At 68.2% G+C, this 14,102-nt stretch carries 19 protein-coding genes; 11 read left to right on the forward strand and 8 right to left on the reverse strand.

Going from position 1 to position 14,102, the window contains the following annotated elements:
- The first annotated feature begins 32 nt into the window (after nucleotides 1-32).
- From OG876_RS22055 to OG876_RS22070, 4 genes are all read left to right on the forward strand, one after another.
- Entirely contained in the window at nucleotides 33-1,007 is a 975-nt protein-coding gene (locus tag OG876_RS22055; RefSeq protein WP_328526795.1) for an ABC transporter ATP-binding protein, read from the forward strand.
- Nucleotides 1,004-1,771: an ABC-2 family transporter protein gene (locus OG876_RS22060; RefSeq protein ID WP_328526796.1), complete on the forward strand. Its 768-nt coding sequence runs from the start codon at nucleotides 1,004-1,006 to the stop codon at nucleotides 1,769-1,771. The genes OG876_RS22055 and OG876_RS22060 overlap by 4 nt, the downstream gene beginning before the upstream one ends.
- Nucleotides 1,768-2,553 (forward strand): ABC-2 family transporter protein, encoded by a 786-nt coding sequence (locus tag OG876_RS22065; protein ID WP_328526797.1) that lies wholly within the window; start codon nucleotides 1,768-1,770, stop codon nucleotides 2,551-2,553. The genes OG876_RS22060 and OG876_RS22065 overlap by 4 nt, the downstream gene beginning before the upstream one ends.
- 169 nt (nucleotides 2,554-2,722) lie before the next feature.
- Nucleotides 2,723-3,442 (forward strand): class I SAM-dependent methyltransferase, encoded by a 720-nt coding sequence (locus tag OG876_RS22070; protein ID WP_328526798.1) that lies wholly within the window; start codon nucleotides 2,723-2,725, stop codon nucleotides 3,440-3,442.
- Here the strand turns inward: OG876_RS22070 and OG876_RS22075 are convergent.
- On the reverse strand, nucleotides 3,429-4,316 hold the full coding sequence (locus OG876_RS22075) for an aminoglycoside phosphotransferase family protein (RefSeq protein WP_328526943.1): 888 nt from the start codon (nucleotides 4,314-4,316) through the stop codon (nucleotides 3,429-3,431). The two genes, OG876_RS22070 and OG876_RS22075, sit on opposite strands and share 14 nt — an antisense overlap.
- A 101-nt stretch (nucleotides 4,317-4,417) precedes the next feature.
- Entirely contained in the window at nucleotides 4,418-5,068 is a 651-nt protein-coding gene (locus OG876_RS22080) for a LysE family translocator (protein ID WP_328526799.1), read from the reverse strand.
- 91 nt (nucleotides 5,069-5,159) lie between these two features.
- On the opposite strand from OG876_RS22080, the gene OG876_RS22085 reads away from it, so the two are divergent.
- Nucleotides 5,160-5,342: a hypothetical protein gene (locus OG876_RS22085; protein WP_328526800.1), complete on the forward strand. Its 183-nt coding sequence runs from the start codon at nucleotides 5,160-5,162 to the stop codon at nucleotides 5,340-5,342.
- A 77-nt stretch (nucleotides 5,343-5,419) separates the two neighbouring features.
- Nucleotides 5,420-5,596, forward strand: a complete 177-nt coding sequence (locus OG876_RS22090; RefSeq protein WP_158441106.1) for a DUF5302 domain-containing protein — start codon at nucleotides 5,420-5,422, stop codon at nucleotides 5,594-5,596.
- Nucleotides 5,597-5,668: 72 nt separating this feature from the next.
- On the opposite strand, the gene OG876_RS22095 is transcribed toward OG876_RS22090, so the two are convergent.
- Nucleotides 5,669-6,109, reverse strand: coding sequence for an SRPBCC family protein (locus tag OG876_RS22095; RefSeq protein ID WP_328526801.1), 441 nt, complete (start codon nucleotides 6,107-6,109; stop codon nucleotides 5,669-5,671).
- Nucleotides 6,099-6,416 (reverse strand): ArsR/SmtB family transcription factor, encoded by a 318-nt coding sequence (locus tag OG876_RS22100; protein WP_328526802.1) that lies wholly within the window; start codon nucleotides 6,414-6,416, stop codon nucleotides 6,099-6,101. The genes OG876_RS22095 and OG876_RS22100 overlap by 11 nt, the downstream gene beginning before the upstream one ends.
- Nucleotides 6,417-6,480: 64 nt before the next feature.
- Here OG876_RS22100 and OG876_RS22105 point away from each other — a divergent pair, with 64 nt between their 5' ends.
- The 3 genes from OG876_RS22105 (at nucleotide 6,481) to OG876_RS22115 (ending at nucleotide 9,653) form a co-directional block, all read left to right on the forward strand.
- Complete coding sequence (locus OG876_RS22105; RefSeq protein WP_328526803.1) at nucleotides 6,481-7,662, forward strand: cytochrome P450 family protein; 1,182 nt, start codon at nucleotides 6,481-6,483, stop codon at nucleotides 7,660-7,662.
- Between the two features lie 98 nt (nucleotides 7,663-7,760).
- On the forward strand, nucleotides 7,761-8,390 hold the full coding sequence (locus OG876_RS22110; RefSeq protein ID WP_328526804.1) for a DedA family protein: 630 nt from the start codon (nucleotides 7,761-7,763) through the stop codon (nucleotides 8,388-8,390).
- 75 nt (nucleotides 8,391-8,465) lie between these two features.
- Entirely contained in the window at nucleotides 8,466-9,653 is a 1,188-nt protein-coding gene (locus OG876_RS22115) for a hypothetical protein (RefSeq protein ID WP_328526805.1), read from the forward strand.
- Here OG876_RS22115 and OG876_RS22120 read toward each other — a convergent pair.
- On the reverse strand, nucleotides 9,650-10,474 hold the full coding sequence (locus OG876_RS22120) for an acyltransferase domain-containing protein (protein WP_328526806.1): 825 nt from the start codon (nucleotides 10,472-10,474) through the stop codon (nucleotides 9,650-9,652). The genes OG876_RS22115 and OG876_RS22120 overlap by 4 nt on opposite strands.
- 49 nt (nucleotides 10,475-10,523) lie before the next feature.
- Between OG876_RS22120 and OG876_RS22125 the strand changes: the two genes are divergently transcribed.
- Entirely contained in the window at nucleotides 10,524-11,360 is an 837-nt protein-coding gene (locus tag OG876_RS22125; RefSeq protein ID WP_328526807.1) for an AraC family transcriptional regulator, read from the forward strand.
- Nucleotides 11,361-11,371: 11 nt separating this feature from the next.
- Nucleotides 11,372-11,725, forward strand: a complete 354-nt coding sequence (locus OG876_RS22130; protein ID WP_328526808.1) for a VOC family protein — start codon at nucleotides 11,372-11,374, stop codon at nucleotides 11,723-11,725.
- Between the two features lie 11 nt (nucleotides 11,726-11,736).
- Here the strand turns inward: OG876_RS22130 and OG876_RS22135 are convergent, their stop codons facing one another.
- From OG876_RS22135 to OG876_RS22145, 3 genes are read right to left on the reverse strand one after another with little or no spacing between them, the layout of a single operon-like run.
- Nucleotides 11,737-12,024: a 4a-hydroxytetrahydrobiopterin dehydratase gene (locus OG876_RS22135; RefSeq protein WP_328526809.1), complete on the reverse strand. Its 288-nt coding sequence runs from the start codon at nucleotides 12,022-12,024 to the stop codon at nucleotides 11,737-11,739.
- A 9-nt stretch (nucleotides 12,025-12,033) separates the two neighbouring features.
- Nucleotides 12,034-13,527, reverse strand: coding sequence for a carboxylesterase/lipase family protein (locus OG876_RS22140; RefSeq protein WP_328526810.1), 1,494 nt, complete (start codon nucleotides 13,525-13,527; stop codon nucleotides 12,034-12,036).
- Between the two features lies 1 nt (nucleotide 13,528).
- Nucleotides 13,529-14,098 carry a TetR family transcriptional regulator gene (locus OG876_RS22145; RefSeq protein ID WP_328526811.1) on the reverse strand — a complete coding sequence of 190 codons (570 nt, stop codon included), beginning with the start codon at nucleotides 14,096-14,098 and terminating at the stop codon, nucleotides 13,529-13,531.
- Between the last annotated feature and the right edge of the window lie 4 nt (nucleotides 14,099-14,102).

The following is a 14,102-nucleotide window of genomic DNA, read 5'->3' on the forward strand; positions in this document are numbered from 1 at the left end:
CAGCTGGCGTGTTTTCTCTCTACGGTCGGCGCATGACTGTTGTCGAGGTCGACCAACTGTCCATGTCCTACAAAGCCCCGGTCCGCAAAGGCGGCCTCCGCGCCGCGCTGGGTTCCCTCGTACGGCGTGAGTATCGCGAAGTCCAGGCACTCGACCAGCTGTCGTTCACGATCGAGCCGGGTGAGGTCGTCGGGTTCATCGGTCCGAACGGAGCCGGCAAGACCACCACGATGAAGATCCTGTCGGGCATCCTGCACCCGACCGGCGGCCAGGTTCGCGTCCTCGAGTCCGTCCCGTGGCAGCGCCGTTCGACCTTCCTGAAGCGGATCGCCTTCGTCCGCGGCAGCCAGCCGGTCGGCGGTTCCCAGGAACTGACCGCGATGGACTCGCTCGAGTACCAGCGCCTCCTCTACGACATCCCGCACCCGGACTTCCGCCGTACGCTCGGCGACCTGGAAGAACTCCTTAAACTCGGGCCCCTGCTCGAGCGGCAGTTGCGCGCGCTGAGCCTTGGTGAGCGGATGCGGATCGGGCTCGCGATGGCGCTCATCTACCGGCCCGAGGTGCTGTTCCTCGACGAACCGACCATCGGGCTCGACGTCACCGCGGCGGGTCAGATCCGCGAGTTCGTCGCCGACTACGTGCGGCAGACGCGCGCCACGGTATTGCTGACCAGCCACTACATGGCCGATGTCGCGTCGTTGTGCCCGCGGCTGATCCTGATCGACCAAGGCCGGGTCGAGTACGACGGTCCACTCGGGGAACTGTCCGCACGACTGTCGCCGTACAAGCTGATCCGGATCGCGGCTCGCGGCGACGGCGACCTGGAGGACTTCGGCGAGGTCGTGGAGTCCTCGGAGGGTCAGTGGGTGCTCCGGGTCCCGCGGGATGAGGTCGCGCAGACGACGTCTCGACTGCTCCAAGCTCTCGACGTCGTGGATCTGTCGATCGAGGAACCACCGCTGGAGAAGGTCATCGACCGAGCCTATCGGGAAGGCCTGCGATGAGAACCGCGCACCTGCTCGGGTTCCGCATCCGTCAACAAGTGCTGGATTGGTCCGGCGCCTGGTGTTTCCTGCTGACTCTCGTCGTCCAAGCGGTCGTCGCGCCGTTGATCGGGCTGTTCGTCTGGTCGGCGGTGTACCCGGACGATCCGGCGATCGCGCGGTACTACGTCGCCATCATCCTCGTGACTCTGATGACCGAGTCGTTCGAGCAGCACACCTTCTCCGAACGGATCTACGACGGGACACTCAGCCACGAACTCCTCCGCCCGCAGCCGGTGGTGATCGGCGTACTCGGCGAGAATCTCGCCATCCGTGCCTGGCTCACCCTGCTCGGTGCGCCCATCGTGCTGTTGACCGGGATCTCGCTCCAGGCCGGCTTCGACTGGTGGTCGGTGCTGCTGAGCGTCCCGTGCGTGGTACTCGCCTCGGTGCTTGTCTTCTTGTGGACATTCCTCTTGTCGACAACCGCGTTCTGGACCGATCGCGTCCATGCGGTCGTGGGCTTCGGCAGTCAGTTGATCTTCCTGTTCGGTGGTACTGCGGCGCCGATCGACTTCCTGCCGGACCTCTGGCGCCGGATCGCCGAGGCGTCGCCGTTCTACGGCATGAACGGTCTCCCGGCCGAGATCGCGGCTGGTACGCCGTACGACGGATCGCTGGCGGCCGCGCTCGGATATCAGCTCTTCTGGGTGGTGGTGTTGATCGTCGTTGTCTCGGCGGTCTGGCGAGCCGGCGTACGGCGCTACACGGCGGTGGGATCGTGAAGCTGCTTCGCCTGCTGGGTGCGGGCTTCTCGATGTCGTTGCGCCGCAGCGTCGCGTTCCGGATCAACCTGGTCTTCGATGTGCTGCTGGCGTTCACCGGACTCGGTACGGCGATCGCCGCCGTACTGATCGTGTTCACTCGGGCCGACAGCCTGGCGGGCTGGTCGAAGGCGGAGTTCCTGGTGCTGATCGGCACATATCAGTTGATCACCGGGTTGCGGGGGACGTTCATCGATCCGAATCTGTCGTGGTTCCCGGAGACCGGGATCCGCAACGGCAGGCTCGACGGGTATTTGTTGCAGCCGGCATCGAGTTTGTTCCTGGCGAGTCTGTCGCTGTCGTCGCCGTTGGCGTTGATCCAGTTCGTGCTGGGGCTCGGGGTGCTCGGGTGGGGGATCGGCGCGGCCGACGCGTCGCCGAGTCCGGGCGGTGTGGTGAGCTGGGTGGTGCTGGTCGTGGCGGCGCTGGTGGTGACGTGGGCGCTCGGCGTGTTGCTGGCTTGCCTGGCGTTCTGGGCGCCGAAGTTGCAGCTCGACGTGTTCTACCACTCCGCTTGGCAGTTCGGGCGGTATCCGACGGATGTGTTCGCCCGACCGATCCAAGTCCTGCTGACCTATGTGTTCCCGATGGCGCTGATCGCGTCGGTTCCCACCGCCGCCTTGCTGGGCGGTCCTCAACTCGGTGTGCTGATCGGCGGGGTAGCCGCAGCCGCGGGTGCTGCCGCACTGGCCGCGCTGGCCTGGCGCGCCGGCCTCCGCCGCTACACCGGTGCCACCTCATAGACGTGCAGATCGACAGGAGGTAGGGCCTCGCAGCCCGATCCCAGGCCACTCGGCAGGCGGGGTGGGGCATATGCGTAGACCTCTACGTCCTGTCGAACGGCACAACCTGTCGACCTGGTGCTTCGGAATGCGGTCGCCGGGAAGTGGGTGTTGGGGTTAGCGTCGCGGGATGGTTGATGCGTTGTTCGGGGTGCCTCGGTTGGTGGCGGTGTATGACGCGCTGGATCCGGATCGCGGCGATCTGGAGCATTACGCCGCGATGGTGACGGAGTTCGGCGCGCGGCAGGTGCTGGATGTCGGCTGCGGGACGGGTGAGCTGGCATGTCTCCTCGCCAAGGACGGGATCGAGGTCGTCGGGGTCGATCCCGCGGAGGCGTCGCTGGAGGTTGCTCGGGGCAAGGAGTTCGCCGATCGGGTGCGCTGGATTCACGGTGACGCGACGACCTTGCCGCCGTTGCAGGTCGATCTCACGGTGATGACGGGGAACGTGGCGCAGGTGTTCCTGACCGATGAGGAGTGGGCGGCGACGGTGCGCGGCGTACGGGACGCACTTCGGCCCGGCGGGCGGTTCGTGTTCGAGACCCGCGATCCGGCGCAGCGGGCGTGGGAGGAGTGGACGCGCGAGAACACCTACCAGCAGAAGTTGGTCGCTGGCGGCGAGACGGTGGAGAGTTGGTCCGACCTGATCGGCGTGGAGTTGCCGTTCGTGTCCTTCCGGGGCACCTACGTCTTCGGGTCGGATGGCGCCGTACTCACGTCGGACTCGACGCTGCGATTCCGCGAACGGGGTGAGGTGGAAGCGTCGTTGGCCGGGTTCAGCATCGACGAGGTGCGGGATGCTCCGGATCGGCCGGGCAAGGAGTTCGTGTTCGTGGCTACGCGGCAGTGAGGAGCGCGGTCAACGTGTGGTGGGCGGTCCGGGACATGACCGGGTTGGTCTCGACGTAGTACCAGAGGCAGTTGACGGCCTGGGCGAAGGCCCAGCCCATGCCGCGACGCCACTCGTCGTCGTCACTGCCGAGCGCGGCACGGAAGGTCGAGCGGGCCCGAGCGTCCAGAAGGTTCCAGGCGGCCTGGAGATCGATGGCCGGGTCCGCGACGGTGAGCGTGCCCACGTCGATGACGCCGGCCAGGCGGCCCTCCGCAACCAGGAGGTTGCCCGGCATCAGGTCGCGATGCGCCCAGACGTCCGGCTCGGTGCGCGGGGTCGTGCGCAGCTCGGCCCACAGGCGGGCGAGCGCGTCGACGTCGATTATTCCGCGATTGCGCTCCAGTCCGTCGGCGACGGACTCGTCCTGCGACGTCAGCAAGCCTCCCCGCCACGGGCCGGTGAACACCCGGCCCTCGGTCGGCGCCGCTCGCAGTGCCAGCACGAACCGCGCCAGATCCTCGGCGAACGCGGTCGATCCGGCGACATCCGCGTCGTACGCGATGGTCCCGTCCAGCCAGCTGTAGACGGCCCAGGGCAGCTGGTACCCCTCGCCGGGCTCGCCGATCGCGATCGGTTCCGGCGTGGGGTACGGCGACATGGCGCGGAGCCGGCGTGCCGCGTCGGCCTCGTCCTCGAGCTCCTTGCGCGTCGCAGCCTGGTCGCCGGGCATGATCGGCAGCCGCGCGACCAGTTCGTCGCCGATCCGGAACAACGCGTTGACGGTGCCGTGCGAAGGAACGGCGCGGACCGCGAGAGCGCTCCACTCCGGGAACTGCTCCCGGATCAGCCCTTCCACCAGCTCGATCGTCACGTCCAACTGCCCAGCATGCATCGCCACGCCCTGCAGTATCCGCGAGCCCTCAACCTGCCGCACGTCAATTAGCGTGCGGTCAGACTAGAAGGAAGGCGTTCATCCGGCGCCGCCGACAATCCTCAGTGGGTGGCGAGTGGGCGGGCTCGGTCGGTGGCCAGGCGGACGGCGAAGACGGCGAGGGCGGTGCCGGTGACGTACCGATGGATGCGCATCCAGGTCGGGCGGCGGGCGAGGAAGACGGCGATCGAGCCGGCGGTGATGACGAAGACGGCGTTCATCACGACACCGACCGCGAGCTGGGTCAGGCCGAGCACCAGGCTCTGCGCGCCGAGGTGACCGCGACCCGGGTCGAGGAACTGGGGGAGCAGCGAGATGTAGAGGATCGCGATCTTGGGGTTCAGCAGGCAGGTGAGCAGGCCCATGCCGAACAGCTTCCGCGGGCGGTCCGGCTCGAGCTCCTGGGTCGCGAAGACGGAGCTCCCGCCGGGGCGCAGCGCGTTCCAGGCGAGCCAGAGCAGGTAGGCGGCGCCGGCGAGCTTCAGAGTCAGGTAGATCTCCGGGACCAGCGCGAAGAGCGTCGCCAGACCGGCACTTGCCGCCAGGAGGTACACCAGGAAGCCGATCCCTACGCCCGCGAGCGAGATCAGCCCGGCCCGGCGACCCTGTGCGATCGAGCGCGACACCAGGTAGATCATGTTCGGCCCCGGGACGATCACCAGACCCAGCTCGACCAGCGCGATCCCGAGCATCGCCTCACCACCGACCAGCATCCTCGTCCCCTTTCCTCGCTTCCGTCACGAACCTAACAGCGGGCGGCGACGGTCCACGGGGGTTTTCCTCCCGCTGAGATACCTTGCCCGCATGAGCGACCAGACGTGCATGCGTTGCGGCGAGCAGGTGGAGTCCGGCCGCGAGGACTACGAGGTGTTCGAGCGCATGCACTGGGACTGCTTCCACTACGCGTACGAGCACGATCTCAACGGCGAGGTGGCCGAATCCGAGGACTGTGGTCAGCCCGGCTGCCCGTCCGGTGAGCCTGGGTGACGGTATTCCGGTCGCGGTCTGTCCTTACACTCACTAGCGTGGTGTCCGTACGCCTGACGGTTTGTGAAGGAGACGGTATGAGCGACAAGTCCAGCGAGCCGGCGGACGATCTGCAGAAGAAGTTCCGTGAAGCACTCGAGAAGAAGAACGCCCACCACAACGCGCACCCGGGATCGGGGACGCGGCGTGAGGGCGTCGGCGAGGCGCACAACGACAAGCAGAAGCGCCAGTTCCGGCGCAAGTCCGGCAGCTGATCCGCCAACTGTCCATCCATCCGCCTGAGCCCTGGGTTACCGCCCAGGGCTCGACCTTTTCCAGCCGCAGAGTCAGCCGCGGTCGGGTGTGGGGTCGGGGTGCGGAGCGGTGAGCAGGCCGGCCAGCCGGCCCATCTCCGGCTCCCAGCCCATCAGGTGGTTCGCGGCGTCCTCGGCGGTGGCGAAGCCGGTGTGGGTGAGCAGCATCCGGGTGCCGCCCTCGGCCTCGGACAGTTCGACGTCGACCCGGGTCGGCTCGTCGTCGGTGCCGTCCCACTTCCAGCTGAACGCGAGCCGGTACGGCGGCTCGACCTCGAGATACGTGCCGCGGACGACATGCGGCCCCATCTCGACCACGTAGTCCCCGCCGACCCGGACGTCGGCGCTGACCTTCAGCTCCCAGGCCGGGTTCGGGCAGTACCACCGGGTGAGCAGGTCGGCCCGCGTCCAGGCGTCGTACACCTGCCCGATGGTTGCCGGTAGCACCCTGTCGATCCGCACCTCAGTGTCCATGCCCGTCCCCTCGCAACAGTTTTTCCAACCGGTCCACGGTGTTGTTCCAGTACCCCGACATGTCCCCGAGCCACTGCTCGACCTCCGCGAAGGCCTCCGGGCGGATCGTGCACACCACGGTCCGGCCGACCTTCCGCCGGGTCACCAGCCCGGCGTCGACCAGCACTCCCACGTGCTTGGTCATCGCCGGCAGCGTGATCCGGTGCGGCCCGGCCAGCTCGCCCATGGTCGCGTCGCCCCGGCTCAGCCGGCTCACGATCGCCAGCCGGGTCGGGTCCGCGAGCGCACCGAAGGTCGTCGTCAGCACTCGCAACACTTCACCAAATGGTGAAGTGTCTGTCAAGACCGCTGCCGAACGTAGGCTGGCCGGTATGAGGCAGCCGTTCACCGAAACGAGTGGGATCGCCCGGCACTGGGGCTTCGAGGACCTCGCGGAGAATGGACCGCTGCAGTACCTCACGCTGTTCACCGGTGTCCCGGTCTGGCTGGTCACCGGGTACGCCGAGACCCGCGAGCTGCTCGCCCACCCGGACGTGGTCAGGTCACCGATGGACGGCCCGCACCGCGACACGATCGAGGACGAGCTGATCAACCGCACCGAGCGGCACATGCTCGGCGCCAACCCGCCCGACCACACCCGCCTGCGCAAGCTGGTCACGGCTGCCTTCACCCGGCGCCGGATCGAGGCGCTCGAGCCGCGGATCCGCGAGATCGCCGCCGGACTGCTGGACGAGATGGCCGCCACGGGCAGCCCGGTCGACCTGGTGAACGCGTACAGCTACCCGCTGCCGATCACCGTCATCTGCGAGCTGATCGGCATCCCGCCGGTCCGCCGGGAGGACTTCCGCCGCTGGTCGTCGGTGTTCGTGAACGCGACCATGCACACCGCCGAGGAGTACGTCGAGGCGACCACGCTGATGCTCGGCTTCGTCCACGAGCTGATCGAGCAGAAGCGCACCGCGCCGGCCGACGACCTGCTGTCCGGCCTGATCGCGGCCCGCGACGGCGGCGACCGGCTCAGCGAGGACGAGCTGACCTCGATGATCTTCCTGCTGCTGGCCGCCGGCCACGAGACCACCGTCAGCCTGATCACGAACGGCGTCCACGCGCTCCTCCGGCATCCGGACCAGCTCGCCCTGCTGCGAGCCGAGCCGGATCGCCTCCCGGCCGCCGTCGAGGAACTGCTGCGGTACGACGGCCCACTCCAGGCAGCGATCCCGTACATCGCCCAGGCGCCGATCGACATCGCCGGCTCCCGGATCGGGGCCGGTGAGGTGATCGTCTTCGCCTTGCTGCCGGCCAACCGGGACGCGCGCAAGATCGACCGGCCGAACGAGCTGGACATCACCCGCACGGAGAACGCGCACCTCGCGTTCGGGCACGGGATCCACCACTGCCTCGGTGCGCCGCTGGCCCGGCTGGAAGGCCGGATCGCGCTCGGCATGCTGTTCGAGCGGTTCCCCGAGCTGCGGCTGGCCGAACCCGACCGCGATCCGGACCGCACCCCGGGACTGCTGATGAACGCGATCCGGGAACTGCCCGTACTGCTCTGACCACAGCCCGGCGTACGCGCTGAACGTCTGATGAACCCCGGCTGAATCACAACGGTGGGATTGCGGCCTTGTTGGCGCGGGATGGCATCCTTGGCCGGGTGACAGACCTGATGGAGATCGCGCGACACCTGCTAGGCGTTGCGATGGCCTCGCACTGGTTGCTGCTCATCCTGTTCGCGGCCGCCGCGATCGACGCCGTCTTCCCGGTGGTGCCGAGTGAGGGCATGGTCGTCACCGCGGGCATGGCCGCGGCCGCCGGCCACCAGAACCTGCTGCTCGTGATCACGGTCGCGATGGTCGGCTCCGTCATCGGCGAGTCCACCTGCTACTTCATGGGCCGCGGCTCCGGCCCGGCGCTGCACCGCTGGATGAAGCGGCAGGAGCGCCGGCAACAGATGTACGACAAGGTGTCGGGCGCGCTGCACTCCCGCGGCGGGCTGATCCTGATGACCGTGCGCTACATCCCCGGCGCGCGGATGGTCGCGACGCTGACCGCGGGCGCTACCCGGTACTCGTTCAAGAAGTTCATCGTCTTCACGTTCTTCGGTGTCACGGTCGCCTACACGTACGTCGCCCTGCTCGGCTACCTGGGTGGCGACGCGTTCGCGCACGACTCTCTGAAGGCGCTGGCGTTCAGCCTGAGCCTGGCGGCGGTGATCGGCCTGCTGGTTGAGACATCCCGCCGGATCGCGGTGAAGCGCCGCGCGGCCAAGGTCACGAGCGCCTAACGATCGACCCCCGGGTTTCCACCCGGCTGCGTGTCCCGGACCGGCCTGAGCCGGTCCGCATGCGTCAGTAGTCACGTGGTGAGGCCTGGGGCGAACCTCTTGGGCGCCGCGCTCGTACTGGCGGCGCTGCTGGCCGGATGCGCCGATGTGCCTCTGGAAGGCGCCCCAAGCCCGAGCAGTACGCCGACCAAGCCGACTCCGACCCGCACTCCGACTCACGGGCCGAGTCCGAAGCACAGTCCGAGCACACCGCCGCCGGTCACGCCGACACCACCGCCTGGACCGCACCTGCCGGCCGCGGCCCCGGTCACCCGCGCGCTTCCTGGCCGGCTGCCGAGTGGCAAGCCACCCCTCTTCGTCGTCGTCTCGTTCGACGGCGCGGGTGATCTCGCGCTCTGGGCGCGCTGGCGGGCCGTGGCCAAGCGGGTCAACGCCCGGATGACCTTCTTCCTCTCGGGCCCGTACCTGTACCCCGGAGACCATCGCGCTGACTACAAACCGCCGTACCACCGGCCCGGAGCCTCCGACATCGGCTGGGGCGACGCGAGCGACGTGCTGGCGCGGACGACGGTGCTGCGGCAGGCGATCGCCGAGGGCCACGAGATCGGCACGCACGCGAACGGCCACTTCTGCGGCACGACCGGTATCGGCCGCTGGACGACGGCGCAGTGGACCGCGGAGCTGAGCGCGTTCGACCAGATGGTGCGGACCGGTCCGACCCTGGCCGCCGGCAAGACAGTCGCACCGCCGTTCGACCCGGCCACGGTGAAGGGGATGCGGACACCGTGCCTCGAAGGCAATCGACCGGCGTACCGGCAGGCGATGGTCCAGCGGGGCATGCTGTACGACGCCTCCGCGCCCGGGTACATCGCCTGGCCGAAGAAGGCCAACGGCCTGTGGAACTTCCCGCTGCAGTCGGTCACCCTGGCCGGCACCGCCAAGCCCACGCTGACGATGGACTACAACCTGTGGTTCAGCCAGACCGGTGCGCGGGTGGCGCCGGTCGCACAGGCGCCCGCACTGAAGTCGCAGGTACTCGCGACCTACCGCCAGGCGCTCGCGAAGTCCCGCGCCAGTGGCAACCCGCCGCTGTTCCTCGGCAACCACTTCAACCGCTGGAACAACAGCGTCTACTCAGACGCGCTGACCACCTTCGTCGAGGAGACCTGCACCCAGCCCGACGTCCGCTGCGTCAGCAACATGGAGCTCGTCAGCTGGCTCGCCAAGTACGGCGTACCGTCCGGGCAGAACCGCCCGACCTAGAGCCGTAGGTACCCGTACGCGCTCTGCCAGGTGCCGCCGTCCTTGATCCGGCCGACCACCAGACGTTGCAGCGTGGTGTCCTGCGGGAGCTCGTCCAGGTGGTCGGTGCCGTGGGTGCGGAAGGTGAAGAAGATCGCGCCGTCCTGGCTGTCGGTCGGTTCGCCGTACGGCGTGAAGCGGCGACCGAACCGGACCATGTTCGAGTCCTGCGGAAGGTTGTCGAGCAGGTACGGATCGATCAGCCAGGACCACAGGTTCGCGGTCTTCACCGGGTACTCGGGGAAGTACCGCGGGAAGAACTCGCGGGCCTGCGCGAAGCTGTCGTCGACCGCCTCGGGGGTCAGTGGACCGGTCTCCGGGATGTGGACACCGATGATCCATTCACCCGGCTCGGTCCCCGGCACCGGCTTGTCCGCCGGGACCTGGTGCAGCAGGAACTGCAGCCGGCCGAGCGCGTAGATCTGGCCGGTCCAGGCGATCGTCAGCCACCAGTGCGTCTCCAGGCTGTACTCGCCGTGCGTCCGGCGACTCACCTTCAGCTGCTGGCCGAGGTCCGCGAGCGAGGCCCAGCTGATCTCGTCCGGGATCCCGCGCTCGGAGTGGAACCGGCGGATGTCGGGCACGGTGTCCAGGAACGCCTGCACCGAGTTGCGCGGATCCTCGGGCATCCGCAGCTCTGGCTCACTGCCGAACTTCCCGATCTCGGCCCGGATCTGCTCGGCCAGGTCGTCGACGATCTTCGGATCCGCGGTGAACGCCTCGGCCGCCTCCCGGTCGGCATCGTCGAAACCCAGCAGGCGGTATTCATCGGCAGTTGTCACTCGTCAACCGTAGCTGATCCGGACGCGCCAGAGACTTACGATCTACCCCGTGAGCTACCAGCGCTTTCCACCGCCGGAGCAGCTGCGCGACCTGGTCGAGCACGTCTGGCTCGTGGAGTCTCCGACGCTGCCGTCACTGCGGCAGGAAATCCTGATCCCGAACGGGCGGCCCGGTCTCGCCGTCGCACTCGCCGACCCGGGTACGCGGCACGATCCGGTGACGGGGACCGAGTGGCCGAACGCGGCGTCGGTGTTCGGGATCATGACCCGGCCGCAGGTGATCGGCCAGACCGGTGCGTCCAGCTACGCAGGCGTGGAGTTCAAGCCGTGGGGGATCGCTGCGCTCGGTCTCTCCACCCTGCTCGTCGACGAAGTGCTGCAGTTCTCCGACTGGATCGGCGCGGGTACGACGGCCACACTCGTCGACGAGTTGCGCGCGGAACCGTTCGGCCGATCCCGGGCCGACCGGCTGGCCGCTTTCCTGTCGCCGCGCCTGAATGCGGCCCGTGCCCAGCCGGTCGTCGCAGCCGCTGTGCGCGTGATCGACGAGGCCTTCGGCGGTACGACGGTTGCCGAGGTGGCCGAGCAGGGCGGGACGTCGTACAGCACGCTCTATCGGCTGTTCCGGCTGAGCCTCGGGATCGGTCCGAAGCAGTACGCCGAGATCATCCGCTACTACCACTTCGTCGGCGGGCTGCTCGGTGGTCCCGCGGATGCTCAGGCGACGTTGTCCGCGTTGCACGGGTACTACGACCAGGCGCATGCGGCCCGGGATTTCAAGCGGTACACCGGTGTCAGCGCGACGTCGTTCCTCGCTGTACAGAACGGGATCGCGGCGTTGATGCATGGAAGATCCGTCCAAGACAGCACGCCGGCTAACAGGTGAGGATCGGTCGCATGGGACGAATCATCCACGTCGAAATCGTTGCCGCGGACCACGACCGGGCGGCGGAGTTCTACAGCAAGGTCTTCGGCTGGCAGGTCACACCGGCGCCGGTTCCGGAGGGGTATCTGCTCGCCGACACCGGTGAAGGTGAAGGCATCGACGGCGCGATCATGAGCAGCCGGTATCAGACGCAGCCGACGATCGCCTGGATCGACGTCGACGACCTCGAGACGACGCTGGACACGGCGCGGGGTGCCGGTGGCGAGCCGGTCGGCGAAGTGCAGGAGCTGCCAGGTGTCGGACGGCTCTGCTATCTGCGCGACACCGAGGGCGTGCTGATCGGCCTGCGTCAGCGCTCCTCGTAGAAGACCTTGGGTCAGCCGGCCGCGGTGTCGATGTGGCGGGCCAGGACCAGGTCGTCGTCGGTGATGCCGCCGGCGTCGTGGCTGCTGATCCGGAACGTGATGGTCGTGTAGCGGATGTCCATGTCCGGGTGGTGGTTCATCGACTCGGCCAACTGGGCGACCGTGGCGACCAGGCGGATGCCGTCCAGGAACGTGTCCTTCTTGACGCTGCGGACCAGTTCCTTGTCCACGACCTTCCACTCGGGCAGGTGGTCACGGATCGCGAGATCGATCTGGTCGTCGGTCAGCAGCTCAGCCATGAGCTCACTCTAGACCCCAATCTGTGTGCAGAAAGCCAGCCGGTGCTCCTGTGCGTAGTCGACCGGGCGGATCGCGTCCGGCGCCAGTGACAAGACGGTGTCGGGGGTGGTGAACCTCGGCCATTCCGGCAGTCCGGCGCCATTGGGATCACCGTGACGGGCGAACGTGGCCCAGTAGCGGATCATCGTGTCGGACAGGGCGACCTGCTGTGCTGTCATCGCGTTCTCGTCCGTGCGGAACACGTACTGCACATCGCCGGCGTGCCAGGCGCCGGGCCGGAATCCCGGCGAGAACGGGATGTCCAACGGTGCGTCGCGATCCGCGAACTCGTAGAACCAGAGCGGGTTCTTTGCCGAGAGCAACTGATTCTGCCGCAGTTGCGCGCGCGCCCACATCCGGTCGGTGACCACGGACGCCCAGGCCAGCGCCGGTGTCGGGTAGTCCTGCAACGGGTACTCCGCGCCGATCCGTGCGGCCTCGTCACCGAAGGCGGTCCGTAGCAGCTCGGGGTAGTCCGTGGCGGTCACCGGACTGCCGGCCAGTTCCCGGAAGAAGGCGACGAACGTGGTGTGCTCGTCCCGCGTCGTACCGGAGAGCACCGGGACGTCGGCGAACTCGCCGGCCTCGAGGGCCTCCGCCGGATCCGCGGGGAGCTGGTCGTTGCCGAGGGCGTACGGCTGGAAGATGTTCATCACCTGCGGTACGGCGAGGATCTCGTCGACCGGGATCGCGCGCAGGCTCGCGAGATCCTTGCAGCCGAGTTGCTCCGCGAGCGCGGCGCCTTGGGCCTCGGCGGCCGAGGTGGTGGTCCAGCCGTACCAGGGGAGGGCGGGAATGCCTGGGTAGACGACACCGGCCGGCATGTCCATCAGGGTGAAGCCGCTCTGCATGATCACCTTGTGGAACAGGCCACGCGACTCCTTGGACATCAGGTGTGCGCTGGTCGCGGTGGCGCCGTACGAGACGCCGAAGAGCGTGACGTTGCCGGGGTCGCCGCCGAACGCGGCCGCGTTGCGCTGGACCCACCGCAGGACAGCCCGCTGGTCCTGCAGGCCGATCGTGCCGGAGTCCTGCAGACCGGGGTAGCCGAAGGCGCCGAAGACTCCCAGGCGGAAGTTGAAGGTGATGACCACGACGTCGCCGTCGACCGCGAGCCGAGTCGGGTCGAACTGGTCGCCGGAACCGATCGCGCCGTCGCCGTGGATCCACACCATCACGGGCTTGCGATGCTCGGGTGACGCGGTGGCCGGGGTGGTCACGTTGAGGAACAGGCAGTCCTCGTTTGTGCCGGCGAGATCGGCGATGGCGTTCTTGAGCTGTGGGGCCGGGCTGCCGGGTCTGGTCGCGTCGCGTTCGCCGGCCCACGGCCGGGCGGGTTGTGGGGGCGCCCAACGGAGATCGCCGACCGGCGGAGCGGCGTACGGGATGCCCTGGAAGACGCGGCGATCGGGGTGGACGATGCCGCGGACTGTGCCGGTGTCGGTCTGGACTGTCGCGTTCACGTCATGCCTTCCTGGTGGCTTGCTCGACGAGCGCAGCGAACTCACGGGCGGCTGCGTCGAGGTCGAGCTCGGGGTCGAGTTCCAGCTGGCGGATGATGCCGTCGCGGATGGACAGGACGAACACGGCCATCAGCTGCGGGTCGAACGTCCGCAGTACGCCGCTCGCCTGACCGCGCCGGAGTACGTCGGCGAGCTGAGCCTGGTCGGATCGCGCGAGCTCGGCGGTGTCCTGCTGGATCCGCACCAGGGCCGCCGCGTGGGCGCGATGGGTCTGCAGGAACGCAATGTTGGCTGTGACGAAGGCCTGCAGGACCTCGGCCGGCTCCGCGATGCCGGCGGTCCGCTCACGCACGAACGCGCTGAACGCCTCGAGGATCTGCCGTCCGACCTCGTCGATCAGCTCCTGCCGGTTCGCGAAGTGGTACGAGATCAGACCGGTGCTGCTGAGCGCGGCCCGCTCCGCAATCACCTTGAAGCTGGCTTGCGCCCCGCTCTCGGCGATCACCTCGATCGCCGCGGCCACGATCTGACCCCTGCGCGCCTGTTCGGTAAGCGTTCGTTTTGCTCGCACAAGC

This window comes from Kribbella sp. NBC_00359 (assembly GCF_036097425.1).
Lineage (GTDB): Bacteria > Actinomycetota > Actinomycetes > Propionibacteriales > Kribbellaceae > Kribbella.